Genomic DNA, 26,660 nt, shown 5'->3' on the forward strand with positions numbered 1-26,660 from the left:
GTGTCCATGCTCGCTACTCGCCCTCGGGTGGCAGCGAGATCAGGTAGTCGACGACCTCTGAGTACCGCGCGCTGGCCATCGCGACCGTGAGGTCCGCCGAGCCGTAGTACATCCGCAGCTCGTCACGCGCCTCGTCGTGGACGAGGCCGGTGGGGAAGACGACGTTGGGCACGTCGCCGACCCGCTCGTAGTCGGCCTCCGGGCCGAGGACCCAGCTCGGTGTGCGCCGGATGACCTTCGTCGGGTCGTCGAGGTCGAGCATGACCAGGCCGACCCGGTAGATGGAGGTCGCCACCATCGCCTTGACGCCGTGATAGACGGCGAGCCAGCCGTGCGGCGTCTCGACCGGGGGCGGCCCCATGCCGATCCGGGTCGCGTCCCACCACGGGCCGGAGCGTGCCTGCATCACCGGCTCGGGGGTCGTCCACGATCGCAGGTCCGTCGACTTCGACAGCCACACGTCGGCGCGCGCCGACAGCACCGAGACCGGGCGGTGGAACAGCACGTAGTGCCCGTCGATCTTGCGGGGCAGCAGCGACGCGTTCTTGTCCTCGGGCGGCATCACGATCCCGAGCGACTCGACGGACTGGAAGTCCTCGGTCCGGGCGAGCGCCACGCAGGGCCCACCCGGCCCGTACGACGTATACGCGATGACGTATCCGCCCAGGTCTTCGACGTAGGTGATCCGCGGATCCTCCACTCCCCAGCAGCTATGGGCGTCGGTCGGATCGTCGGCGATGAGCGGTTTGCCCTCGACGACCCAGTTGGTGCGCCCGTCCTTGCTCCGGGCAACGGTGAGGTGCGAGATGCCGCGGCGGTCTTCGATCCGGCAGAGCAGGACGGTGTCGCCGTTGTGCATGCACGCGCCCGGGTTGAACACGCTGTTGATCGGATAGGGCCAATCCCCCGCGCTCAGCAGGGGATTGGTCGCTTCTCGATGGAAGAGCTCCGCGTCAAAGTGCATCGGGCTGGCCCTCCGTGGTGCGCGAGCGGGGCGGTGTTGCGGTCGCGCTGAACCCGGCCGAAGCCCGGCCGACAGCCCGTCCCTGATTGCCCGACTTCGTCGCCATCGACGTGACAGGCAGGGACGTCGGGACCGGCGCTGTCGCGACCACCGGATGGGGCAGAGCGGCCAAACCGGCCCTGAGCAGGCTGAGGAGCGCTTGGTAATAGGCTAGCGTGGACTCGGCACCTTGGTTCCCATTTGGCTCAGTAGCAGACAAACCATCGTGGCAGGCGCCGGTGGCGTCGACGTAGAGCCGCGCTCCGGCCCGATTGCGGCCGAGGAACCACGCGAAGCCCCAGCCGGCCAGCCGGGCCAGGTCCGGCTCGGCGGTGTGCTGCCACGCGTCGACCAGTGCCTCGGTGATCGCCGCCGCGTCCAGGGGCTGCTCGTCACCGTCGTCGGCGAGCCACAGCGCCGGCGACTCACCCCGGCGGTGCCAGTGGTTGCCCACACAGCGCAGGGTTCCGTCGGCGAGGCCGACGTGCTGCACGTACCAGGCCAGGGCGGCGATCGCCCGGCCCGCGGCGGCGTCGTCCTCGAGCAGTGCCGCGCCGAGCAGCATGGCCTGTGCCAGGCGCGCGTTGTCGTACGTCAGCTCCGGCTCGAACCAGCGCCAGCCCGGGTCGGCCGACGACGTTTCCACCAGCGCCTCGTCGAGATGGCGCAGCAGCGGCGCGGCCTGGTCGGTGCGCCCGGCGCGGGCGAGGCCGATCAGCGCGTAGGCCGCGGACCGCAGCCCCAGCTCGGGCAGCATGGCGGTGCGCGGGCCCAGCTCGTCGAGCAGGGCGGCGGCCGGCCGGCGGATGTCGTCGGGCACCGCCGGGGTGCCGACGAGCACGCCGAGCGTCCACACGGCGCGGCCGACGTGGTCACCCAGGTGCGGCCAGTCCTGCCACGTGCCGCCGTAGCTGAGCACGTTGTGCATAGCGCCGGACGGATCGTAGGCGGCGATGAGGAACCGCATCGACTGCCGCAGCCAGCGCGTCGCCAGGGCGGTCTGGTTGGCGTCGGTACCGACCGCGAGGAGATCGGCGGCGACGATCGCCAGCCGCGCCACGTCGTCGACGCAGTACCCGGAGGACATGTCCGGGTTGGGCCCGCGGGAGAACTGGATGATCCCGATCTCGTCGGTCAGCTTCTCCAGGTGCGTGAGGTTGAGGGCCGGCGCCGCCGCGGTGGCGTGGCCGGGGCGCGCGGCCGCGGCCTGCGTCTGGCGCACCACCTCGGCGAAGAGGTCGGCCTCGCGGGCGGCGACGGCCGGCCAGGGCAGCCACGCCGCGCAGGCCTCGGCCACCGACTTGGCGGCGGCGAGCGCCCGGGCGTCGCTGAGCAGGTCGATGATCTCGGTGGCGAGCGCCGTGCCGTCACCGATCGGCACGACCCGGCCGGCGCCGCCGGCGAGCATGTCCTCGGCGTAGCTGTAGGACGTCGAGACCGCGGGCAGGCCGGCGCCGAGCGCGAACGTCAGTGCGCCCGAGCAGATCTGCTCCGGCTGCCGGTACGGCGTGACGAACAGCGTGCTGGTGTGCAGGATCGCCGACAGTTCGTCGAGGGCCAGGAAGGCGTCGACGAAGTGCACGTTGTCGTTCAGGCCGAGCTGCTGTACCTGTGCCTGCAGGCTCTCCCGGTAGACCTCACCCTCCTGCCGCTTGATCTCCGGGTGGGTGGTGCCCGCGACGATGTACTGCGTCTCCGGGTGCTTCTTGACCACCTCGGCCAGCGCGTCGATCGCGATGTCGATGCCCTTGCCCTTGCCGAGCAGCCCGAAGGTGGTGAGCGTCGGCTTGCCGGACACGGCGTCGAGCAGTGCGCGCAGCTCGGGCCGCAGGGTCTGCGGGTCCGGGGCGTGGCGCATCGCCTCGGGCGCGCCGTGCGGCACCACCACGAGCTGGTGGCCAGCGGCGATGCCGGTGCGGATCGCGACACGACGCGCGGTCTCGGTGAAGACGGTGACCCGGGCCGCGCGGGCGCAGAGGGCGCGCAGCGTCGCGGCCTGGCCCGGCGAGGGCTGAGGCAGCACGGTGTGCAGGGTCAGCAGGTATGGGATGCCGCAGGCGTTGAGCGCGCGGGTGAGCTCCAGCAGGTGCGAGCCGTCCGGCCCGCCGAAGATGCCGTACTCGTGCTGGATCAGCACGACCTGGACGCCGGCCTCGCGCAGGGCGCGGGCCGCCGCCGAATAGTCCTCGATGCGGTCCTGGTTGATGGTGACGACGACCTCGTCGCCGTATGTGTGCCCGTCACGGTCGATGGCCACGACGACTGTCTCCAGATCGTCGGTGGCGACACCTAGTGCCTCGCGCAGATCCGCGGTGTAGGTCGCGAGCCCGCATTGGCGCGGCAGATAGGTCGACACGATACCGAGTCGATAGGTCGCGGCAGGGTGTGACATGAACACATTGTTACCCCGAGCAACCTCAAAAAACCGTCATACGCGCGGATGAGGGTCACTGGACCGCTGTGCCGTCTGGGGCAATCCGGCCAGGCTATCCGATTTTCTGTGCAGGTCAGCACTGATTTGCAGAAAAATCACCCGGATCAAATAGAACGACGACCGTCAATTTTTGGCATTCGGCCAGGGGAGTGGCTAACGGTAACGTACTGTGATCACAGACTCTGGCTCCATTCGGGGGGCGGTTCACGGGAGTCGATCACTCGGACGGTATGCCGGCGCTGCCGGTCGGCGCTGCCGTCGCAGCGCGAACGCGAGCGCCGATCGCGTCGCCAATGGAGAGGCCGGTCAGGCTGTCGAGCGCGGCGCGGAGATCCACCCGCCGAAAATAGTCGGTGATCCCCGGGAACGGCTCGACCGTCCGGCGGCTCGTCGTGGGCATGAAGCGACGGGATCTGCTGGGTCTGGGCGGTGCGGCGCTCCTCGCGGCCTGCACGTCGCCCCGCCCTGTCACCAAGGCTCAGCGGGGCGAACTCCTCGCCGTCTCCCTGACCGACGGGATGGCCGTGCTGGACTCCGGCACCGCCGGCCGGGTCGCCGGCGGCGCACTGCTGACCGGCAACCGCCTGGTCGGCGTCGATCCGGACGGGCGTGTCGTGGTCCGGGACGCGGCGACCGGCGCCGTCGTCACCGCGGCCGCGGTGCGCGGCGGGATGCGGCTCGCGGCCGTCTCGTCCGACGCGGGTCTCGTCGCCCTCGTCGACGGCAACCCGGCGGGCCGCACCGAGACGACGATCGTGGTCGCCGGGGCGACGGGGGAGCGGCACCGCCTGACGCTTCCCGGATTCGTCCAGCCGGAGGCGTTCTCCTCGAGCGGTACCGAACTGTTCGTCCTCGACATGCTGCCGCCGGAGCGTCCCGACCGGTACCGGGTGCGGGTGCTGGATCTCGCCGCCGGTCAGCTCAGGGCGTTGAACCTGCCCGGGGAGAACGCCGGGATCAAGGTCCTCGTGCCGCAGGGCGCCGAGGAGGAGATGCGCGGCGAGGGTCGGCAGGCGGTGTTCGACCCGCGCCGGGAGCGGCTCTTCACGCTGTACAGCCACCAGCCGGACCATCAGCACGTACGGGACCTGATCAACCAGGGTGCCCGGGACGGGAAGCCGGACGTGCACGCGTTCGTGCACACCCTGAGCCTGCGGGACGGCTGGGCGGTCTGCGTGGACCTGCCCGGCAACTTCGGCACCGGGCCCGTCGAAGGGCTGACCCTCGCGCAGAGCGCCGAAGAGGTCTGGGTGGCCGATGCCGGCAAGGGTGCCCTGGTGGTGGTCCAGGCCGATGCCCTCGCGGTGACGCAGGAGCTGACGTTCGAGCCGGCCGCCGGCCGGGCCGCTCTCGCCGGTGGCGTCAGCGAGGTCTACCTCGCCGCCGGGCAGCGGGTCCTGGTCTTCGCCCGAGACACCAAGATCCACATAGCGACCTGGAAGCTGCCCGCGGACGCGCGGGGCATCGCGGTGTCGAGCCGGTACGTGTACGTCGGGCAGCCCGACGCCGTTCTCCGCCTCGATCGGGGCAGCGGAGCGGTCACCGGGATCACCGGCGTGACCGGACTCAGCGGCGTGGAGCGCGTCATCACGTGAGATCGGGTCGGAAAATTGTCGGTCGGGCGCGGTAGCGTGCCCGCGTGGATCGAACGTTCCAAGTAGACCTGCGCGGCGTTGTCGACCTGTTGAGTCATCACCTCTACGCGAGCCCTCGTGTCTACGTGCGCGAGCTGCTGCAGAACGCGGTCGACGCGATCACCGCCCGGCGGTCCGCCGACCCGGACGCGCCGGCCCGGGTGCGGTTCGAGCCGCCCGACCTCACCGGCGACGGCACGCTGCGCGTGTCCGACTCCGGCGTCGGGCTGACCGAGGCGCAGGTCCACCAGTTCCTCGCCACGATCGGCCGCAGCTCCAAGCGTGACGACTTCGGCTTCGCCCGGCACGACTTCCTCGGCCAGTTCGGCATCGGGCTGCTCTCCTGCTTCCTCGTCGCCGACGAGATCCGCGTGCTCACCCGTGCCGAGGGCAGCCCGACCGTGCTGTGGCGGGGCTTCGCCGACGGCCGTTACAGCGTGGCGCCCGCCGACGCCGAGCGGTCCGAGGTCGGCACCACCGTCACCCTCGTGCCGCGGCGCGACGCCGAGCAGTGGCTGCTCCGCCGCACCGTGGTCGAGCTGGCCGAGCTCTACGGGTCGCTGCTGCCGGTGACCGTCGAGGTCGGCGACCTGCCGGTCACCGGCGCCGGGCTGCCGTGGCAGGGCACCGGCGAGGCCCGCCGGCAGCGGCTCAGGTCGTACTGTCAGGAGCTCTTCGGGTTCGTCCCCTTCGACGTCGTCGACCTTTCCGTGCCGGCCGCCGGGCTCACCGGGGTCGCATTCGTCCTGCCGACGCCCGCCAACCCGGCCGCGCGGGCCGGCCACCGCGCTTATCTCAAGCGCATGCTGCTCGCCGAAGGGGCCGAGGGGGTGCTGCCCGACTGGGCGTTCTTCGCCCGGTGCGTCATCGACACCACCGAGCTGCGCCCGACCGCGAGCCGCGAGGCGCTCTACGAGGACCAGTTGCTCGACGACACCCGCGAGGCGCTCGGCGACCAGCTTCGCGGCTGGCTCGTGCGGCTGGCCGGGCGCGACTCGCGTCGGCTGCTGGAGTTCCTCGACATCCACCACCTCGGGGTCAAGGCGCTCGCGCTGCACGACGACGAGATGCTGCGGCTGGTCGAGCGCTGGTGGCCGATGGAGACCAACAACGGCCGCATGACGCTCGCCGACTTCCGCGCACAGCACGGCCTGGTGCGATACACGGCCCAGGTCGACGAGTTCCGGCAGATCGGCGCCGTCGCCGCGGCGCAGGGCATGCCGGTCGTCAACGCCGGCTACACCTACGACACGCAGCTCATCGAGCGGCTGCCGGTCGTGGAGCCCGGCGCCCTCATCGAGCGGGTCGAGCCGAGCGACCTCAGCACCCACTTCGACGCGCTGGAGCCCGCGGTCGAGCTGGCCAAGCGGCCGTTCCTCGCCCGGGCGCAACGGGCCGTCGACCGGCTCGGCTGCGAGGTCGTCCTGCGTTCCTACGACCCGGCCGCCATGCCCGCGATGTATCTGGTCAACCGGTCCGCCGCCTTCGCCGCCGAGCTGCGGGCCACCCGCGAGCGGGTCGACGAGGTGTGGGCCGACGTCCTCGACGCGCTCGCCCGCACCGACGACCAGGACCGGCCGCAACTCGTGCTCAACTACCGCAACCCGCTCGTGCGGCGGATCACCGAGCTCGCCGACGACGACCTCGTCCGGCTCTCGGTCGAGGGGCTCTACGGGCAGGCGCTCCTGCTCGGTCACCACCCCCTGCGGCCGGCCGATGCCGCGCTGCTCAACAGCTCGTTCCTTGGTCTGCTCAACAAGGCGGTCGCGCATGAGGACTGAAGAAGAACTCTGGGGCCTGCTCCGTGAGGCCTACCACATGCCGTATGGCAGCGGCCAGATCGCGCTGGTCGAGCAGATCGTGCAGCACGCCGACGCCGGCGGCTTCGACGAGCTGTGCTTCGCCGCGCGGCTGCACGCGACCACCGCATACGTGCACGGCGGCGAGACCGCGAAGTCGTTCGTCACGTTCTCGTGGTGCCGTTCGGAGTACGACGCGCATCCCGAGCGGTTCGACCGTCAGGACGAGCACCTGCTGCTGTGGCAGTTCAAATACATGGTGGCGGGGCTGCTGAAGTTCCCGGCCGTGCCGCTCGGGCGCACCTACGACGTGCTCGACGACATGGAGCGCCGGTTCCGGGCCGGCGGGCACAGCCTGCACGCCGTGTATGCGTATCGGCACCGCGTCGCCGAGTATCTGGGCGACCCCTTGTCGGACGAGTGGTTCGCCAAGTGGAACGCCGCGCCGCGCGACAACAACTCCGACTGCGTCGGCTGCGACCCGACCTCGAAGGTCTACCACCTGGTGTCCCGCCAGCTCGACGAGGAGGCCGTCGAGCTGGCCCAGTCGGTGCTGGCCGGGCAGCTCACCTGCGCCGAGCAGCCGCAGTCGATCCTCACCGCGCTGCTGCTGCCCTACCTGCGCACCGGCCGGCTCGGTGAGGCCGCCGACGCGCACCGCCGGGCGTATCGCGCCATGCGGGGCAACCTCGCCGACCTGCAGGGCATCGGCGAGCACGTGGCCTTCTGCGCCCGCACCGGCAACGACGTGCGCGGCCTGGAGATCGTGCAGCGACACCTCGGGTGGCTCGACAAGGCGCCCCACCCGCAGGCCGAGATGTGGTTCGCGGCCTCGGCGGCGCTGCTGCTCGGCCGGCTCGACGACAGCGTCACCGTCGGCGAGACACCCGCCACGGTCCTCGCCGGCCGGCTCACCACCCGGGCGCGCGACCTGGCCGCCCGGTTCGACGAGCGCAACGGCACCCCGGCCGTCGGCCGCAACATCGAGGCGCTGCTCACCGCGGAGCCGCTGGTCGAGCACCTGCCACTGAACGCCGTGGCCCGCAGGCAGGTCACCCCTCGCGCGCCCCGGCCGGTCGAGCCGCTGCCGGTCGACGCCGCCGAGCTGCTCGACCGCGCGACGGCGCTCTTCGACGAATACCGGATAACGGAGGCGCGCGCCGCCTGGGAACGGTTCGACGAGCTGCACCCCGAGCCGGCGCCCGGCCTGGCCGCCCGCCGGCTCGACGGGCGGGCGCGGATCGCGGCCGTCGAGCAGCGCGACGAGGAGGCCGCCGAGCTGTTCCGCGCGGCGTCCGCCGCGCACCGCGCCCTGGGGCACGAGCTCGACGCACTGGTCGCCGAGGCCCGTGCGGCGCTGGCCGCGGACCAGCTCGACGAGCTGGAGGCCGTCACCGCACGGATCCTGGAGCTGGGCGACGCGGACGTCCGGGCGGAGGCACGGCTACGGATGGAGTATCCGCTGCTCGCCCTCGACCGCCTCGACGACGCTCTCGCCGCCGTCGAGGCGGCGATCGCGGAGGGCCCGCAGCGCCCCGCGCTGCGCGCCGAGTTGAGCGGCCGACGGGCCCGGTGCCTGCTGGTCCTGGAGCGATACGACGAGGCGGCAGCCGCCGCGGGTGAGGCCCGCGAGCAGTATGGAAAGCTGGGCGACCCGCCGCCGGTCGCGCTGTCCGCGCTCATCCACGGCCACGCGCTGGCCAACCTCGAGCGGTTCGACCAGGCCGTCGACGCCTTCGACGCGGCACTGGGCACGGCCGTCGAGCGTGAGCCGCGGCTCTCCGCGCTGGTCGGGCGCGGCCGGGCGCGGCTCGCCAGTGGCCGCCCGGTCGAGGCGATCGACGACCTCGTCGAGGTGATCGCCGACCACGTCGCCCACGGCGAGGACCCTCCCGCCGCCCTGTTGCGATACGACCTGGCCGCCGCCTATCTGGAGGCCGGCCAGCTCCTCGACGCGGCGGAGGCCGCGGAGAGCGCGGTCGACGTGCTCGACCGGATCGGCGCGCAGGAGGCGGCGGACAGCACCCGATACCTGCTGTCGCGCATCTATCGCGGGCTCGACGAGCCGGATCAGGCACTCGCGCTGCTGGAGACGCTGGCGGAGAACCTCGACGGCTTCGACAACCTGCAGTCGCGGGGCCGGATGCTGCAGGAGGCGGCACAGCTCCTCTACGGCGCCGACCGCGACGCCCAGGCGGCGGAGCGGTTCGCGGCGGCCGCCGAGGCGTTCCGGGCGGCCGGCGTCGTGCAGGCGGAACTGTACAACCGCCGCATGCGCGCGCTGTCCCTGCGCTGGGCCGGCGACGTCCCCGGGTCGTTGAGCGCGCTGGCCGAGGCCGACGCCCTGGCCGCAGCACTGTCGGGCAGCGTCGATCCGGACGAGCCGTGGCTGATCTGGCAGCGGGCGATGCTCGACTGCGACGCGGCCCGCGTGCATCTCGGCGCCGGCCAGGGCGACGAGGCCATCACCCGCATGCAGGGCACCGCCGACGCGCTGCGCGGCATCGGCGCCCTGGGCGAGGCGCTCGACGCCGACTTCCTGCACGCGGAGTTGCTCATGCGGGCCGGCTCGCCGACGGAGGCCGAGTCTCTGCTGCGGTCGGTGCTCGGCGCGGCTCCGAAGGATTCGCAGATCCGGCAGAATTCGGCCTGGATGCTCGCCGAGTGCCTCGAGGCGCAGGACCGCTCGGACGAGGCGGCAGCGATCCGCGCCGAATACCTGGACCAGTAGCCCCACACCGCGCCGGCGACGGCCATGATCCGGGTCGTCGCCGGCCGTGGTGACAACTTCCACTTAACGATCGTTCAGTGATTTCTTGACATGAGGTTAGGCTTTCCCCATGACGCTGGAACAGCAAGCCGTTCGTCCGCCGGTGCAGTCCCGAGGTGCGGGGAACGGCGGCCAGCAGCCGCGACGGCGGTCCCGGCGCGACGAGATCCTGGAGATCGCGGTCGGGCTGTTCGCCACCCGCGGCTACCACGGCGTGTCGATGGACGACATCGGGGCGGCTGCCGGGGTGACCGGGCCGGCGCTTTACCACCACTTCGCGGGCAAAGAAGCGATGCTGGTGGCCGCCCTTATCCCCGTGAGCGAGCAGCTACTCACCGGCGGGAAGGCGCGCATCGCCGAGGCCGCCGACGACCCGAGGGCCGCGCTCGCCGCGCTCGTGGAATTCCACGTCGAGTTCGCGCTGGCGAATCCGGCCGTCATCGCCCTGCATCTCCACGAGCTCGATAGGCTGCCCGAGGACCCGCGGCGGCAGATCCGCCGGCTCCAGCGACTCTACGTCGAGGAGTGGGTCGACACGTTGACCGCTCTGCGTCACGGTAATCTCACCGATGGTGAGGCTCGTGTGCTGGCGCACGCCGCGTTCGGGCTCATGAACTCGACCCCCTTCCTCGGCGGTGAGGTCGATCGCGCGCGTCGTGCCGAGCTGCTGCGCGCGGCGACACTCTCCGCACTCCAGGGGTAACCGTTCGAGTGACTTCACAGGGTTATCCACAGCCTTGCCGCGTTCCCACCCACAGAGTTATCCACAGGAGATCCGCCGAATGCTGAGCTCGCTGCTCGTCGCCAATCGCGGAGAGATCGCCCGCCGGATCATCCGCACCGCACGCCGCCTGCAGATCCGCACCATAGCGGTCCACTCGGAGGCCGACGCGACGCTGCCGTTCGTCAGTGAGGCGGACGAAGCGGTCCTCATCGGGCCGGCCAACCCCGCCCAGTCGTACCGCAACACCGACGCGATCCTGGCCGCGGCCAAGTCGACCGGCGCGGAGGCGATCCACCCCGGGTACGGGTTCCTGTCGGAAAACGCGGCGTTCGCGGCGACGGTCCAGGAGAACGGCCTGATCTGGGTCGGACCCGGTGCCGACGCGATCGGCGCCATGGGCGACAAGATCAACGCGCGCAACCTGATGGCCACCGCCGGCGTGCCGGTCGTGCCCGGCACCACCGACCCGGCGACCACGGTCGAGGCGGCGATCGAGGCGGCCGCGGCCATCGGGTTCCCGGTCATGGTCAAGGCCGCCGCCGGTGGCGGTGGCATGGGCATGGCGGTCGCGAACGACGAGGCCGGCCTGCGCACCGAGTTCGACAAGGTCCGTGGCTTCGCCGAGCGGATGTTCGGCGACGGTTCCGTGCTGATCGAGCGGTACTTCCCGCGTGTGCGCCACATCGAGGTGCAGATCCTCGGCCTGGCCGACGGGCGCGTGATCGCACTCGGCGAGCGCGAATGCTCCGTACAGCGGCGCAATCAGAAGCTCGTGGAGGAGACCCCGTCGCCGGCGCTCACCCCGCACCAGCGCGCCGATCTGCTGGCCGCCGCCGTCCGGGCCGGCGAGGCGGTCGGCTACCGCAACGCCGGCACCGTCGAGTGCCTGTTCGACCCGGCCAGCGGGCAGTTCTTCTTCCTGGAGATGAACACCCGACTACAGGTCGAGCACCCGGTCACCGAGGCCGTGTTCGGCGTCGACCTGGTCGAGGAGCAGTTGCGGATCGCCTCGGGGCTCGCGCCGACCTTCGACCCCGACACGTTGACGGTCACCGGTCACGCGATCGAGGTCCGGATCAACGCCGAGGACCCCAAGCGGTTCATGCCCGGCCCGGGCGCGATCACGACCTGGGTCGAGCCGACCGGTGAGGGCGTGCGGGTCGACTCGGGATACGCGGCCGGCACCACGGTGACGCCCAGCTACGACTCGCTGATGGCCAAGCTGATCGTGCACGGCGCCGACCGGGCCGACGCGCTGGCGAAGCTGCGCACCGCGGTCGCCGGGTTCGAGATCGCCGGCCCCAAGGTCAACCTTCCGTTCTTCGCCGAGCTGCTCGACAACGACGAGTTCGTCTCCGGCGACTACGACACGGCAATTGTGAGCAGGATGCGATGAGCGGTCCGGAGCGCAGCGGAGGTGACGACATGAGCTTCATCTCGATCCGCGAGGTCGGACCCCGGGACGGGCTCCAGAACGAAGACCCGGTGCCGGCCGACGCGAAGGTACGGCTGCTCGACGCCCTGTCGGCCACCGGGGTCCAGCGGATCGAGGCGGTCTCCTTCGTCCATCCGAAGGCGATCCCGCAGATGGCCGACGCCGACGAGGTGTGGGCCCGCGCGGCGAAGAACCCGGCGGTCCGGTACTCCGCTCTCGTGCCCAACTCGAAGGGCGCCCAGCGGGCACTGGCCGCCGGGTTCACCGAGATCGAAGTGGTCGTGTCCGCGTCGGACACCCACAACAAGCGCAACGTCAACCGCTCGACCGCCGAGTCCCTCGACGACATCGCCGGTCTGATCGACCTGCTGCACGCGGCCGGCGCGACCGCCGAGGTCATCATCTCGACGAGCTTCGGCTGCCCGTTCGAGGGCGACGTCGATCCGGCGCGGGTCGCCGGGATCGTCGACCGGGTGGTCGCCGACGGCGCGGACCGGGTGGCGTTCGGCGACACGACCGGCATGGGCACCCCCCGGCGGGTCGAGGAGGTGGTGGGCCGGGTCCGCGATCGCCACCCCGACCTGCCGCTCCTGCTGCACTTCCACAACACCCGCGGCACGGCCCTGGCCAACGTCCTGACCGCGCTGCGGCTGGACATCACCGAGTTCGACGCCAGCGTGGGCGGCCTGGGCGGCTGCCCCTACGCGCCGGGCGCCACCGGCAACGTGGCCACCGAGGAGGTCGTGCACATGCTGCACGACATGGGGTACGAGACGGGGATCGACCTGAGGGCGCTGATCGAGGCGGCCCGGATCGCGCAGGAGATCGCCGGGCGGGAGCTGCCCTCCGGAGTGCTCCGGGCCGGGCCGCGACTGCCCTTCTGAGCAGCCTGGCCCACTTGTGTCCGATTCGCCGGGGTTGTGGCGTGTCCCCGGCTCGGGCGGTTCGTTGGTCAGTACGGAAAAGTCAGATGCGGTGCGATCCGTACCGTATTGAGCCGTACTGAGGGGCGGACATGGTCCAGTCGAGGAGCGAGCGCAACCCGCGCACGGCTTCGCTGCCGACCGCCTCACGCTGCGCCCGGTATGCCGTCCGGGGCCTGGTCGTGGCCGGTTTCGCCGCCGTGGCCTGGCTGCTGTCGGCGTCGGCGGCGAACGCCTCGGACGGTTCCGACGGCCTCGACCAGCAGCGGTTCGGACTGCTGACGCCGGTGACCGGCCTGCTCGTCGGCGACGGTCACCGGCACGACGAGGCGCGGGACACCGGGCACGGCGAGCGTGACCACCGCGGCGACCGCGGCGACCGCGGCGACCTGGTCACCAGCACCGTATTGACCGTGCTGAGCCCGGTGGACACGGTGACCTCGGTGGTCACGTCCAGCCAGGTCGCCGACACGCAGGCATCGGTCCAAACCGTGGACCGTGCGGCCCACTCGACGACAGCGGACGCGTCGAGTGTCCAGCACCCCAGCACCAAGAGGCCGGCAAAGGCCGGCATCAAGAAGACCCATCCGAAGCGGGCGCAGGAGCCGGCCGTCCAGGCCGTACCGGTCCGCCTCGGGCCCGGCGGCGACGTCACCGCCGCGGCGACCGGCGGCGCTGTCGCCGGCGTCGACCGGACCGACGCTGCCGTCGTCTCCCGTGCCGCCGACCGGCTCGACGCCGAGGACGGCACGATCGAACCGCCGGTCGTGAGCCGGACAGACGCGCAGGGTACGCACCACGTGCCGCTGCTGCCCCGCCCGGCGCCCCTTCCGGCGTCGCCGGCGGCCGGCCTCGCCTCGGGGGTGCCGAGCGCAGGCTCGGGCCTCAACCACGACGGTGGTGCCGCCGCCGTGCTGCCCGCCGCACCGGCCGGTGCGAAGGTGGTGACCTTCCGGCCGGTGGCGGTCGAGGACGACGAGCTGCGGTTGTCAGCAGCCGAGAAACCGACAGTCTCACCTGACTGAGGCCGGTCCGGCCAGCCGACGCGACGCCATGCGGGCAGCCGGAACGCAAGCCTTGGTCCCAGCGGACCCGCATCGACCACATCGCGGCATCTCGTAACACCGAACACGCACCATCCGGGCGCACGTCGACAGGGCGGAGCCGGGCAGAGCCCGCCCGCACGCGGGTTCACGGCACCGTGCCGCGCCCATCAGGCAGTACTGAACATCGAAAAACTACCGAAGGGTCTCATTTCCACATGAAGACGTGGGTTCGTAAGTCGCTCAACGTGGGCGTGCTTTCCGCGGGCTTCCTGCTCGTCTCGGGTGGGGCTGCGCACGCCGACTGGACGACGGGCTACAACGCCGGCCTGCTGAACGGCAACCAGTTCGACACCACAGTGCAGGTGCCGGTCAATGTCTGCGGCAACTCGATCGCCATCCTCGGCTTCGCCGACGCCTCCTGCGGTGGCGGTGCGGCGGCGGTCGACACGGAGAGCGCGACGACCGAGGACTGGACCACCGGTTACAACGCCGGTGTGCTCAACGGCAACCAGTTCGACACCACCCTGCAGGCGCCGGTCAACGTCAGCGGCAACTCGCTGGCCCTGCTCGGCTTCTCCAGCGCGTCCAGCCAGGGCGGCGCGTACGCCGTCAAGGGCGACGCCGACCTCGGCAAGGGCAAGGGCAACGGGCACGGCCACGGGCACGGGCACGGCAACGGGAGCGGCAACGGGAGCGGCAACGGCGGCTACGACAACGCCGGCGCCGACGACTACACCGAGGGTGCTGGGAACCGCACCGAGGACTGGACCTCCGGCTACAACGCCGGTGTGCTGAACGGCAACCAGTTCGACACCACGCTCCAGGCGCCGATCAACGTCAGCGGCAACTCGATCGCCCTGCTCGGCTTCTCCAGCGCGTCCAGCCAGGGCGGCGCGTGGGCGGTCAAGTCCGAGAGCGCGACCACCGAGGACTTCACCACGGGGTACAACGCCGGCATCCTGAACGGCAACCAGCTCCAGACGGTGCTCCAGGCGCCCATCAACGTGTGCGGCAACTCGATCGCCATCCTCGGCTTCGCGAGCGCGAGCTGCGACGGTGGCGCGACCGCTGTCAACGGTGGCGGCCACGGTGACTGGGACGACGACGACAACGGCTCCGGCAACGGTGGCTACGGCGACGTGGACGACGACGGCTACGGCTCGGGCGGCAACGCCAACAACAACGCCTACGGCAACTCGCACGGCAACGCCAGCGCGATGCCGACCGGCATGGCCGCTCACGGCAAGGCGCACAAGGCCCACAAGGCCAAGAAGGCCAACAAGGGCGTCCAGAGCATCAACCTGGACGAGCACGGCCGCCGCCACGGCACCGGCACCGCCAACAACAACGGCTACGGCGACGCCGGCGCGGACGGCAACGGCTACGGCAACGGCAACGGCTCGGGCAACAACAACGGCGGTTACGGCAACGGCAACGGGTCCGGCGCCGACGACAACGGCCGGGGCCACGGCCGCGGGCACGGTGGCGCGACGGCCGTCCGCGGCGGCTGCAGCGACTGGACCACGGGCTACAACGCCGGTCTGCTCAACGGCAACCAGCTCAGCACCGTCGTCCAGCTCCCGATCAACGTCAGCGGCAACTCGATCGGCATCCTGGGCTTCTCGCAGGCTCAGAGCTCCGGCGGGGCGGTCGCCTACTCCTGCTGATCTCGGTACCGGGATCCCTCTGATCCGCAGGGGGATCCCCGGGGCCCTGTGGGCACACACCGACCCGTGTCCGCAAGTGGTCCACCGGGAGCGTTGGAACTTCACCTCCGCGTCGGCTAACCTGAACGATCGTTAGGGATTAACGATCGTTCAGGTAGCCGACGCGGAGGTCGCACCATGGAGGGTGATGCCCTCAACCAGACGCGCAAGCGGATCGAGGCCGGGGGCGCGGAGAAGTACCACGCGGCTAACGCGGCGCGCGGCAAGCTCTTCGCACGCGAACGGGTCGCGATGCTCGTCGACGAGGGCTCCTTCGTCGAGGACGGGCTGTTCGCCAACGCGCTCGCCGAGGGACTTCCCGCCGACGGGGTGATCACCGGCGCCGCCACGGTCGACGGCCGGCCGGTCTGCCTCATGGCGAACGACTCGACGGTCAAGGCCGGTTCCTGGGGCGCCCGTACCGTCGAGAAGATCATCCGCATCATCGAGCGGGCCTACGACGAAGGCGTCCCGATGGTGTACCTCGTGGACTCCGCCGGTGCGCGTATCACCGACCAGGTCGACCTGTTCCCCGGCCGTCGGGGCGCCGGGCGCATCTTCCACACGCAGGTGCGCGCCAGCGGCAGCATCCCGCAGGCGTGTGCCCTCTTCGGACCCTCCGCCGCCGGCGGTGCGTACATCCCAGCGTTCTGCGACGTCGTCGCGATGGTCGAGGGCAACGCCTCCATGTATCTCGGCTCCGACCGCATGGTCGAGATGGTCACCGGCGAGAAGACCACGCTCGAGGCGATGGGTGGCGCCCGGGTGCACTGCGCCGAGTCCGGTGTCGGGCACTTCCTGTGCAAGACCGAGGCCGACGCAGTCGAGACCGTCCGGCGATACCTCTCCTATCTGCCGTCCAACTACTCGCGGCGGCCCCCCGTCGTGGACGCCCGCCCGGCGACCGGTGTCCCGGACATTCCCGCCAGCGAGCGGCAGGCCTTCGACATGCGCCGCTTCGTGAAGGGGCTGCTCGACGAGGACTCGTTCTTCGAGATCCAGGCGCTGTGGGCCAAGGAGCTCACCGTCGGCTTCGGGCGGATCGACGGCAAGCCGGTCGGCGTGGTGGCCAACAACTCGATGTTCAAAGGCGGGGTGCTCTTCGTCGACTCCGCCGACAAGGCGACCCGGTTCGTCCAGCTCTGCGACGCGTTCAACGTGCCGCTGCTCTTCCTCGCCGACGTGCCCGGCTTCATGGTCGGCTCCGCGGTCGAGAAGCAGGGCATCATCCGGCACGGCGCCAAGATGATCACCGCGATCTCCGAGGCCACGGTGCCGAAGATCTGCGTGGTGGTCCGCAAGGCGTACGGCGCCGGTCTCTACGCCATGGCCGGTCCCGGCTTCGAGCCCGACGCCACGATCGCCCTGCCCACCGCCAAGATCGCCGTCATGGGCGCCGAGGCCGCGGTCAACGCCGTCTACGCCAACAAGATCGCGGCGTTGGACAGCGAGGAGGAGCGCGCCGCGTTCGTCGCGCAGAAGCGGGCCGAATACGAGCGGGATATCGACATCATGCGGCTGGCCAGCGAGCTCGTCGTCGACACGATCGTCGAGCCGCCGGCACTGCGCGGCGAGATCATCCGTCGCCTCGCCGCGGCACAGGGCAAGGACCGCCACTTCTCCCGCCGGCGCCACGGCGTGACCCCGGTCTGACCTCACGAAGGGATGCATCATGGTCGACTTCACGCTCGGCGAAGACCTTGAGACGCTCCGCGGGAGCGTCCGGGAGTTCGCCCACGACGTCGTGGCGCCCGTCATCGGCGACTACTACGAGCGCCACGCCTTCCCCTACGACCTGGTCCGCCAGATGGGCAAGATGGGCCTGTTCGGCCTGCCCTTCCCCGAGGAGTACGGCGGGATGGGCGGCGACTACTTCGCACTGTGCATCGCCCTCGAGGAGCTGGCCCGCGTCGACTCGTCGATCGCGGTGACTCTCGAGGCCGGCATCTCCCTCGGCGCCATGCCGATCTACCGGTACGGCACCGAGGAGCAGCGCCGGCACTGGCTGCCCAAGCTCGTCTCCGGCGAGGCCCTGGCCGCGTTCGGGCTGACCGAGCCGGGTGCCGGCTCCGACGCGAGCCGCACGCAGACCCGCGCGGTGCTCGACGAGGCGACCGGCGAGTGGGTGATCAACGGATCCAAGGCGTTCATCACCAACTCGGGCACCGACATCACCGCGCTGGTGACGGTCACCGCGGTCACCGGCGTCAACCCGGACGGGACGAAGGAGCTGTCGACGATCATCGTCCCGAGCGGCACTCCCGGATTCAGCGTCCAGCCCGGCTACTCCAAGGTCGGCTGGTGCGCCTCGGACACCCACGAGCTGAGCTTCGACGACGTGCGGGTCCCGGCCGGGCACCTCCTCGGCGCCCGCGGCCGTGGATACGCGCAGTTCCTGCGGATCCTCGACGAGGGCCGGGTGGCGTTCGCGGCGCTCGGCGTCGGGCTCGCGCAGGGCTGCGTCGACGAGTCGCTGGCCTACGCCAAGCAGCGGCGCGCGTTCGGCAAGCCGATCGGGGACTACCAGGCGATCCAGTTCAAGATCGCGGACATGGAGGCGCGGGCGCACACCGCGCGGCTCGCGTACTACGACGCCGCGAGCCGGCTGGTCAACGGCCGCGACTTCAAGCGGCAGGCGGCGATCGCCAAGCTGCAGGCCAGCGACGCGGCCGTGGTCAACGCCCGGGAGGCCACCCAGGTCCACGGCGGATACGGCTTCATGAACGAGACGCCGGTGGCCCGCATGTGGCGCGACGCCAAGATCCTGGAGATCGGCGAGGGCACGTCGGAAGTCCAGCGAATGATCATCTCCCGCTCACTGGGCCTGTGACCTCCCCCAACCGCGTTGATCTTGCACCTGTGGTGCCGCGACACTCCGACTTTGCCCGGGTTTGTCAGGCACCACAAGTGCAAGATCGACGCGGTTGGGGGGCGGGGGATGTTCGTACGGCCGTGGGACGTGCTTGCATACTCCGATGTTCGCGAAACTGGGCACGCTCATGGACCGCCACCGGTGGGCTGTCATCGGGCTGTGGCTGGCGGTCACCGTAGCCGGCGCCGTCTTCGGGGGTGGGCTGTTCGACCGGCTCGTCGAGACGAGCACGAACCGGGCCGACAGTGAATCGGCCGTCGCCGAGCGCCGTATCGACGAGCTGGCCCCGCAGGGCTCCATGGTCATCGCCGTCATCGAGGGCCGTGAGGTCTACGACGGCGGCCTCAACGCGAGCGTGAGCAAGGCCGCCCAGGAGATCCGCGGGATGCCCGGGGTCAAGGAGGTCAACGACCTCTATACCGGGCCCGGCGGCCAGATCGGCGCCGACAACATGAGCACCACGGTGCGGGTCGAGCTGGACCCCAAGCTCGGCGACGCCGACCGCGAGCAACTCGAGGACAGGGTGAAGGCCCGCCTCGATCAGATCGAGGCGCCCAGCGTGAAGGTCGGCGGCCCGAAGATCGCCGAGCGCGCGTTCGCCGAGCAGTCGGTGCACGACCTGGCGATCGGCGAGAGCATCGCGTTCGCCGCGCTGCTCGTCGCGCTCGTGCTGATCTTCGGCGGCGTCATCGCGGCGAGCCTGCCGCTGGCGGTCGCGATCGCCGGCGTCACCGGCTCGCTGCTGCTCCTGCTCGGGCTGAGCCACGTGACGAAGGTCAGCGAGTATTCGCTCAACGTCGTCACGCTCCTCGGCATCGGGCTCGCCGTCGACTACTCGCTGCTGATCGTCGCCCGGTTCCGTGAGGAGTTGCCGCGGCACGAGCCGGCCGAGGCACTCGTGACCGCGGTGGCCCGGTCCGGGCGAGCGGTCGCCATCTCCGGCATCGCGGTCGCGCTGACCCTCGCCGGACTGACCGCGTTCGCCGAGCCGCTGCTCGCGGCCGTCGCGCTGGGTGGCGCCGCAGTGGTGGTGCTCGCGACGCTGGCCGCCCTCACCCTCGTGCCGGCCCTGCTCGCCGTGGCGAAGAACAAGATCAAGCCGGCGGGCGAGGGTCTGTGGAAGCCGCGCGGCGACCGGAACCTGCTGGCCCGCCTCGCCACCCGCGCCCAGAAGGCCCCCGGGCCGGTCGCTCTCGGCGTGACCATCGGCCTGCTGGTCCTGGCCGCTCCGCTGCTCGGGGCCAACTTCGCGAACTCCGACGCCCGAGCCCTGCCGCACAGCAACGAGGCCCGCCAGGCGTACGACGCGTTGCAGGCGAAGTTCAACAACAACCAGCCCGAAGACGTCGTGGTGCTCGTCGAGGCCGGCCCGGAGCGCGCCGACGTCCGCATGTTCATGAACCAGATCAACGGCGATCTGCAGGCCTACGTGTTCCGGCTCGAGGTGCGGCGCGACGTCCCGAAGGGCTACACGATTCTCGACCTGACGCCGAAGGGTGAGGTCGGCGGCGCGGAGTCCGGTGAGCTGGTCCGCAGGATCCGGGCCATGCAGACGCCGTTCGCGAAGTCCGTGACCGGGCCGAGCGCCGAGGTCATCGACTACCGGCAGTCGCTGGCCGAACGTCTGCCGCTCGCCGGGCTCGTCGTGCTGCTGGTGACCGTCGTGCTGCTGTTCGTATTGACCGGCTCGGTGATCATTCCGCTCAAGGCCGTGCTGATGAACCTGCTGACCCTGCTCGCCACACTGGGTGTCCTGGTCGTGGTGTTCCAGTGGGGCTGGGGGCAGATTCCACTCTTCTTCGACTCCTGGGGCGGCGTCGATCTGACCACGCCGGTGCTGCTGTTCGTGTTCATCTTCGGCCTGTCGATGGACTACGAGGTCTTTCTGCTGGCTCGGATCAAGGAGGAGTACGACCAGCGCCCGGACACCAACCGGGCCGTGCTGCGCGGCATCACCCGCTCCGGCCCCGTGGTCACCGCGGCCGCGATCTGCATCGGCATCGTGTTCCTGGGCTTCACGTTCGGCGGCCTGGTCGCCGTCAAGGAGATCGGTGTCGGCATGGCGGTCGCGGTGCTGATCGACGTCACCGTCGTGCGTGGACTGCTGTTGCCGGCGCTGATGACGATGCTGGACAACTGGAACTGGTGGGCCCCGCCGTTCCTGCGCCGCCACTACCGGGCCGACAGTGATCTTCGTCAAGTGGTTGGAAAACTGGGGCCATGACCCAAGGCTGAGTAGTGGTGCGAGTTCCGCCGCCATGTCGCCCGGGGTGTATAGACGAGCGTCGTGGTTCCGACGCCCAGCTTCTGGGTATCAGCGCAGATAAGTACGCTTCATCAACATGTCTCCAGGTCCGGGCCGTGATCCGCAGGATGCCGGGGCAAGGTTCGCCACAACGCTGCGGGCCCGTCGCCTCGCCCGCGGATTGACCCAGGAAGAGCTTGCCAGCCGGACCGGTCTGGGCGTGCGGACGCTGCGCGAACTGGAGCGCGGCCGGGTCGCCCGTCCGCAGCGCAACACGGTGTCGCTGCTGGCCGAGGCCCTGTCACTGAACGGCCGGGACCGCGACGACTTCGTGGCCAGCGCCGGTGGTCGCGACGGTTCGGCCAACGGACCCGCCGGGCGGGGCGGCGTCCCTGATCACCGGGCCGCGGCCCCCGGGGGCCGGCCCCACGCTCGGGGCGTCCCGGACCTGCCGGAGGCGGGCCCCGGCCAGACCCATTCCGGTCAGGTCTTTCGGGGCCAGCACGCCCAGGGTCGAGGCACGTTCGGTCAGAGCACCCCGGGCCAGGCTGTTCCGGGCAGCGGCGCGCGGGGCCGGACCGTACCGGGTGGTGGCATGCCGGGCCGGACCGTGGCGGGCGGCGACGTGCCGCTGCCGCTCGGCGCGTCCGTGTCCGGGACGGCCCGGCCCGCCGATCGGCTGCCCGGAACAGCTCGACGCCCCGGCACATCGCCCGCCGCATCGCCGTCCGATGTGACCAGACCCGGCGCCCCGGCCGGCGAAGCCTTGGGAACGGGCGTCCCCGGCGGCGGCCTTCCGGCGAGTCGCGTCTCCGGGCGCGGCGTCCCTGCCCGGGCGGCCGCGGGCACCACCGCCGGCGAGGTCACGCCGACCCTGCCCCTGCCGACCCACCCACCCCTCGTCGGCCGCGACGCGGACGTCGCGGAGCTGCTCACGCTGCTCGGCGGCCCCTACGGCGCCGAGCTCGTCGCGCTCGTCGGGCTGGCCGGCGTCGGCAAGACCGGGCTCGCTCACGCCGTGGCGCAGCGGGTCGCTGCGGCCGGTGCCACCGCCGTCTCCGTCACCGTCACCAACGTATCCCGACCCACCGACATCTTCGCCGCCGTCGCCGCGGTGTTCGGGGTCGCCCGGGCTGAGGAACTCGTCGACCGGTACGCCGGCCGGTCCGCCCTCCTGGTCCTCGACGGGATCGACCGGTCGCCGAAGGCGGCGGTCGAGGCGATGCACTGGCTGCGCTCAAGGGTGCCGGCGGCGCGAATCCTCGCGACCAGCCGCCAGCCGCTCGCCGGGGAAGTGCCCGGCGCCGTCGACTGGCGGGTGGAGCCGCTCGATCTTCCGCCGCCCGCGCCGTATGCGGACCCCGCGGCCCTGCGGCGCGTGCCGTCCGTCGCGCTGTTCCTCGACCGGCTGCGCCAGGTGCGCCGCGTGCCCGTCGCGGACCAGGAGGTCGGCGCGGTCGCCGAGCTGGTACGGCGGCTGGACGGGCTGCCACTCGCGATCGAGCTCGCCGCCGCGCGGGGCCGGGTGCTGGAGCTGCCGGAGTTACTGTCGCGGTACGGCCACCGTATCCTCGACCTGGCGCCGACCGACGCTGGTGGCCGGGGGCTCCGCGACATCGTCGCCGCCAGTTACCGCCTGCTCGACGAGCGGGAACAGGCCGCACTGCGCAGGCTCTCGGTGTTTCGCGGCCGGTGGTCGCTGGAGCTGGTCGAGGCGCTGCTCGATGACACCGCCGACGTCGAGGCGATCCTCGACCGGCTGGTCGGGCTGGGGCTCGTCAGCGTCAGAGGACCGGGCGACCTGCGGTTCCGGCTGCTCGACGTGGTCATGGACTTCGCCGCCGAACAGTGCGCGGACCACGGTGAGCTGCGGGACGCCCGGCTGCGGCACGCCGAGGTCGTCACCCGGGTCGCGGTCCGCATCTCGACGGAGCTCACCGGACCGGGCAGCGCGTTGGCGGTGTCGCGGCTCGACTACCTCAACAGTGACATCCGGTCGGCACTGCGGTACACCTCCGTCCGTGATCCGGTGATCGCCTTGCGCCTGGCGGGGGCGATTCCCCGGTGGTGCCGGCTACGCGGGCGGGACGTCGAGGCGCACCGCCTGTTGCGGCGGCTGCTCGATGACCCGCGCACGCAGGACTGCGACCCGCTCGTGCGCGCCGTCGCGCAGGTGGGTGCGGCGATGCTCGCCAACGCGCACGGCCGTGGGGTGGTCGAGCTCTGCGTGACGGAGGAGGCGCTCGAGGTGCTGGTGGCGCGCGGCGACACGAGCGCGGAGCTGACCGCCCGGGCGCTGCTGGCCGGCATCTGGCAGGCGGTGGGCGGCGCCAAGGAGTCGCGCCGGCACCTCGAGATGATGCTCGGTCTGGCGATCCGCATCGGACGGGTCCGGGAGATCGGAGTCGCGCAGAACAACTTGGCGTGGCATGACATCAGGACCGGTGATCTGGCGACGGCGGCACGACGGCTTACCGCGGCCGGACGGCGTGCGGTGGAGGCCGGCGACGCGCGGATCCGGGCGCTGACCCAGGCGAACCTGGCGGAGGTGGCGCGGCTCGACGGACGGTTCGACGATGCCGTCGACCTGGGTCGGCGGGCAGCGGCGACGATCGCCGAGATGGGTGACCCGACGCACCGGGTGCGGGCGCTGGGCACGCTGGGTAAGGCACTGGCCGAGTCGGGTCGGCCCGATGACGCGGCGGACGTGTTGGTGGAACTCGCCGAGATGCCGGGCGGCGCGGGGATGTCCGACATGATCACGGCTTATCTCGCGTTGGGGCGCGGCGACCGTACTGCCGCCGCTCGTGCCTTCCAGTCCGCGGCGAACCTGCTGGCCGGTCGTGCCGACATCCGGGACGTGCTGGAGGCGCTGACGGGGCTGGCCGCGTGCGGGGAGCCCGAGGTCCGGCGGCGCGCACTCGAGGAGCTCAACGGTATCCGGGAGCGGGCCGGCCTGGCGCTGCTGCCGCGAGAACGGGCGTTGCTCGGCGAACGGCCGCTGCCGGAAAGGGCACGGACGAAGGCCCCTGGAGCGCGGTGACGCGCCTCCCACCTCACTTCGTCCGTGCCGGCCCCCCCGGGGTTGCGGCGCCTCCCCGGCGGAGAAGGCTATCGGAGCCGTTCGGGAGGTACGGGCTGATATGCCGGATTTACGGTCGATGGACGCTGAAGCTGCCGGTGGTCCTGCCGGTTACTCACCCGGCAACAAGCCCGCTACTTATGCCGGACGTCGCGGTGTTATGCGGCGGTCGGCACGTCCTGCGACGGACCCTGCACACCCGAGGTCGCGCCCGGGCGGACCGCGTCGCGGATCGTCCGCAGGCTGCCGAGGAGCTGCCCGAGCGCCTCCGGTGAGAGCCTGCCGGTGAACCACTCCTCGATGAGTGCGACGTGGCCGGGCAGCACCTCGTGCATCTTCGCCACGCCGGCCGGGGTCACCACGGTGAACGAGCCGCGGCGGTCGGTCGGGCAGGCCCGCCTGGTGGCGAAGCCGTCGCGCTCCAGGCGGTCGACGACGCGGGTCACGCCGCTCGTCGACAGGCCGGTCTGCGCGGCGAGGTCGGTCATCCGCAGCTCGCCGCCGGGTGAGCGGGACAGTCGGACGAGCACCTCGAAGTCGACGTTGCCGAGGCCGTGCTCGGCGAGCTGGACGTTGAGCCGCGCGTTGATTCCCGTGAAGGCCTCCACGAACAGACCCATGGCGGTGATCCGCGGATCTTCCAGCAGTTTGTCGGTCACGGGCCGAGTCTAGCAAGAGAGAGCTTGACAAACGAGACTCTGCCGAGCGTATATTTGCGTAGACAACCTTCTTTGCTGCAGCACATCTGAGGGGACCATCATGACCGCACCCGCGAACACCCGCGAGTTCAACGGGCTCACCATCCCGACTCCGGGCAAGTTCGAGCTCGACCCGGCCCACACCCGCGTGAGCTTCGTCGCCCGCCACATGATGGTGAGCAAGGTCCGCGGCGGCTTCACGAGCGCCAGCGGCAGCATCGTCGTGGCCGAGGACCCGCTGCAGTCGCACGTCGAGGTCAGCATCGACGCCGCCAGCATCGACACCGGTGTGGCCGACCGCGACGGCCACCTGCGCAGCCCCGACTTCCTCGACGTGGAGAAGTTCCCGGCGCTGACCTTCAGGAGCACCCGCGTGGAGAGCGTGTCCGGCAACGAGTTCACGGTCGTCGGCGACCTGACCATCCGTGACGTGACCCGCGAGGTCGTGCTCGACGTCGAGTTCGAGGGGCACGCGAAGAGCCCCTGGGGCCAGGAGGTCATCGGTTTCGCCGCCACGACCGAGATCGACCGCGAGGCGTTCGGCATGACGTGGAACCAGGCGCTGGAGACCGGGGGCGTCCTCGTGGGCAAAAAGGTCAAGATCGAGATCGGTGCCGAGGGCGTCCGTCAGGGCTGATTCCGGTTATGCCGGAGTTCGACCGTCGTGCAGAGGGTGGGCGAAATCTCCCACCCTCTGCAAGGTTTCGCTTACCCTCGGCTGCATTGGCGTCCGTTTTGTCCCTAGCGGTACACCCCACCCACTCCTAACGTGGAGAGTCCAAGAGGGGCAGCGGTTTGGGGAACAACATGGGCCAGGACGTCACACGGGGAGCCTTCTCGCGTGCGGACCGCGCTCGATATCGGCAGAAGGTGCGCCGCTGCCTCGACGTCTTCGCCCTGATGCTCAACGACTTCCGGTTCGACTCCGACCGGCCGACGACGGGTCTTGAGATTGAGCTCAATCTCATCGATGCCGGCGCCCAACCGGCGATGCGTAACGCCGAGGTGCTCGCGGACCTCGCCGATCCGTCGTTCCAGACCGAGCTCGGCCAGTTCAACCTGGAGATCAACGTCGCGCCGAGGGTCATCGAGGGCGATGGGCTCGACGTGTACGAGCGGGAGGTCCTCGCCAGCCTCGTCCACGCCGACGAGCGTGCTCGCAAGTCCGACGCCCAGTTGGTGCTGATCGGCATCCTGCCCACCCTGCGGCAGGAGCACGCGGTGCTCGACAACCTGTCGAACAACCCGCGATACCGGCTGCTCAACGAGCAGATCATCAACGCGCGCGGCGAGGACATCACGCTCGACATCCGCGGGCAGGAGCGGCTGCAGGCGCAGTCCGACTCGATCGCCGCCGAGTCGGCGTGCACGAGCCTCCAGTTCCACCTCCAGGTGGCCCCCGAGGACTTCGCCCTGCACTGGAACGCCTCGCAGGCCATCGCCGGTGTGCAAGTGGCGGTAGGGGCGAACTCGCCCTACCTCTTCGGGAAGCGACTCTGGGCGGAGACCCGCATCGCGCTGTTCGAGCAGGCCACCGACACCCGGCCCGAGGAGCTCAAGGCGCAGGGCGTGCGACCCCGGGTGTGGTTCGGCGAGCGGTGGATCACGTCGATCTTCGACCTGTTCGAGGAGAACGTGCGATACTTCCCGCCGCTGCTGTCGATCACCGACGACGAGGACCCGGTGGCGGTGCTCGAGGCCGGCGGCGTGCCGCACCTCGGTGAGCTGCGGCTGCACAACGGCACCATCTACCGCTGGAACCGGCCGGTCTACGACATCATGAACGGCCGCCCCCACCTGCGGGTGGAAAACCGGGTCCTGCCCGCCGGGCCGACGGTGGTCGACCAGTTGGCCAACGCCGCGTTCTACTTCGGGCTCGTCGGCGAGCTGGTCCAGCACGACCGGCCGATCTGGACGCAGCTACCGTTCTCGACCGCCGAGGAGAACTTCCACACCGCCGCCCGGGAGGGCCTCGACGCGCGCCTGTGGTGGCCGGGCCTCGGTGAGGTACGTGTCGGCGAGCTGGTCCTCGACGAGATGCTCCCGATGGCGTCGGCCGGCCTGGACCGCTTCGGCGTGCGGCCGGCGACCCGCGACCGGCTGCTGGGCGTCATCGAAGGGCGCTGCCGGACCGGCCACAACGGCGCCGCCTGGCAGACCGAGGTGGTGCACGACCTCCAGGAACGGCACCACCTCAACCGGACGTCGGCCCTGCGGCAGATGCTGCTGCGCTACACCGAGGGCCTGCACGCCAACGAGCCGGTCCACACCTGGCCCGTCTAGGGTTCG

The 26,660-nt window shown here is 71.0% G+C and carries 18 protein-coding genes; 14 read left to right on the forward strand and 4 right to left on the reverse strand.

Features of this window, described 5'->3' with window-relative positions:
• Positions 1–13: 13 nt before the first annotated feature.
• The 3 genes from Drose_RS00115 to Drose_RS00125 form a co-directional block, all read right to left on the reverse strand.
• Entirely contained in the window at positions 14–964 is a 951-nt protein-coding gene (locus tag Drose_RS00115; protein WP_260726147.1) for a glycoside hydrolase family 130 protein, read from the reverse strand.
• Complete coding sequence (locus Drose_RS00120; protein WP_260726148.1) at positions 954–3,395, reverse strand: glycosyltransferase; 2,442 nt, start codon at positions 3,393–3,395, stop codon at positions 954–956. Before Drose_RS00120 ends, Drose_RS00115 begins: the two co-directional genes overlap by 11 nt.
• A gap of 259 nt (positions 3,396–3,654) precedes the next feature.
• Positions 3,655–3,837: a hypothetical protein gene (locus Drose_RS00125; RefSeq protein WP_260726149.1), complete on the reverse strand. Its 183-nt coding sequence runs from the start codon at positions 3,835–3,837 to the stop codon at positions 3,655–3,657.
• On the opposite strand from Drose_RS00125, the gene Drose_RS00130 reads away from it, so the two are divergent.
• From Drose_RS00130 to Drose_RS00185, 12 genes are all read left to right on the forward strand, one after another.
• Positions 3,836–5,032 (forward strand): hypothetical protein, encoded by a 1,197-nt coding sequence (locus Drose_RS00130; protein ID WP_260726150.1) that lies wholly within the window; start codon positions 3,836–3,838, stop codon positions 5,030–5,032. The genes Drose_RS00125 and Drose_RS00130 overlap by 2 nt on opposite strands.
• Before the next feature lie 44 nt (positions 5,033–5,076).
• Complete coding sequence (locus tag Drose_RS00135; protein ID WP_260726151.1) at positions 5,077–6,852, forward strand: HSP90 family protein; 1,776 nt, start codon at positions 5,077–5,079, stop codon at positions 6,850–6,852.
• Positions 6,842–9,601 carry a tetratricopeptide repeat protein gene (locus tag Drose_RS00140; protein WP_260726152.1) on the forward strand — a complete coding sequence of 920 codons (2,760 nt, stop codon included), beginning with the start codon at positions 6,842–6,844 and terminating at the stop codon, positions 9,599–9,601. Before Drose_RS00135 ends, Drose_RS00140 begins: the two co-directional genes overlap by 11 nt.
• Before the next feature lie 109 nt (positions 9,602–9,710).
• A complete protein-coding gene (locus Drose_RS00145; RefSeq protein WP_260726153.1) occupies positions 9,711–10,343 on the forward strand; it encodes a TetR/AcrR family transcriptional regulator in 633 nt (210 codons plus the stop codon).
• A gap of 79 nt (positions 10,344–10,422) precedes the next feature.
• Positions 10,423–11,760, forward strand: coding sequence for an acetyl-CoA carboxylase biotin carboxylase subunit (locus tag Drose_RS00150; protein WP_260726154.1), 1,338 nt, complete (start codon positions 10,423–10,425; stop codon positions 11,758–11,760).
• A gap of 29 nt (positions 11,761–11,789) precedes the next feature.
• Positions 11,790–12,683: a hydroxymethylglutaryl-CoA lyase gene (locus Drose_RS00155; protein ID WP_260726155.1), complete on the forward strand. Its 894-nt coding sequence runs from the start codon at positions 11,790–11,792 to the stop codon at positions 12,681–12,683.
• Positions 12,684–12,814: 131 nt separating this feature from the next.
• The gene (locus Drose_RS00160; protein WP_260726156.1) at positions 12,815–13,747 is read left to right on the forward strand and encodes a hypothetical protein; all 933 of its coding nucleotides are present in this window, start codon (positions 12,815–12,817) and stop codon (positions 13,745–13,747) included.
• Between the two features lie 236 nt (positions 13,748–13,983).
• On the forward strand, positions 13,984–15,435 hold the full coding sequence (locus tag Drose_RS00165) for a chaplin (RefSeq protein ID WP_260726157.1): 1,452 nt from the start codon (positions 13,984–13,986) through the stop codon (positions 15,433–15,435).
• 177 nt (positions 15,436–15,612) lie between these two features.
• A complete protein-coding gene (locus tag Drose_RS00170; protein WP_260726158.1) occupies positions 15,613–17,127 on the forward strand; it encodes an acyl-CoA carboxylase subunit beta in 1,515 nt (504 codons plus the stop codon).
• Between the two features lie 19 nt (positions 17,128–17,146).
• The gene (locus Drose_RS00175; RefSeq protein WP_260726159.1) at positions 17,147–18,304 is read left to right on the forward strand and encodes an acyl-CoA dehydrogenase family protein; all 1,158 of its coding nucleotides are present in this window, start codon (positions 17,147–17,149) and stop codon (positions 18,302–18,304) included.
• Positions 18,305–18,449: 145 nt separating this feature from the next.
• Positions 18,450–20,570, forward strand: coding sequence for an MMPL family transporter (locus Drose_RS00180; RefSeq protein ID WP_260726160.1), 2,121 nt, complete (start codon positions 18,450–18,452; stop codon positions 20,568–20,570).
• 118 nt (positions 20,571–20,688) lie between these two features.
• Positions 20,689–23,634 (forward strand): helix-turn-helix domain-containing protein, encoded by a 2,946-nt coding sequence (locus Drose_RS00185; protein ID WP_260726161.1) that lies wholly within the window; start codon positions 20,689–20,691, stop codon positions 23,632–23,634.
• Positions 23,635–23,831: 197 nt separating this feature from the next.
• Here Drose_RS00185 and Drose_RS00190 read toward each other — a convergent pair whose 3' ends face one another.
• Positions 23,832–24,332, reverse strand: coding sequence for a MarR family winged helix-turn-helix transcriptional regulator (locus tag Drose_RS00190; protein ID WP_390891290.1), 501 nt, complete (start codon positions 24,330–24,332; stop codon positions 23,832–23,834).
• A 100-nt stretch (positions 24,333–24,432) separates the two neighbouring features.
• Here Drose_RS00190 and Drose_RS00195 point away from each other — a divergent pair, with 100 nt between their 5' ends.
• Both Drose_RS00195 and Drose_RS00200 read left to right on the forward strand, forming a co-directional pair.
• Positions 24,433–25,008 (forward strand): YceI family protein, encoded by a 576-nt coding sequence (locus Drose_RS00195; protein WP_260726162.1) that lies wholly within the window; start codon positions 24,433–24,435, stop codon positions 25,006–25,008.
• Positions 25,009–25,178: 170 nt separating this feature from the next.
• The gene (locus tag Drose_RS00200) at positions 25,179–26,654 is read left to right on the forward strand and encodes a glutamate--cysteine ligase family protein (protein ID WP_260726163.1); all 1,476 of its coding nucleotides are present in this window, start codon (positions 25,179–25,181) and stop codon (positions 26,652–26,654) included.
• Positions 26,655–26,660 lie beyond the last annotated feature (6 nt).

The sequence above is a fragment of the Dactylosporangium roseum genome (genome assembly GCF_025264685.1).
Taxonomy (GTDB): domain Bacteria; phylum Actinomycetota; class Actinomycetes; order Mycobacteriales; family Micromonosporaceae; genus Dactylosporangium; species Dactylosporangium roseum.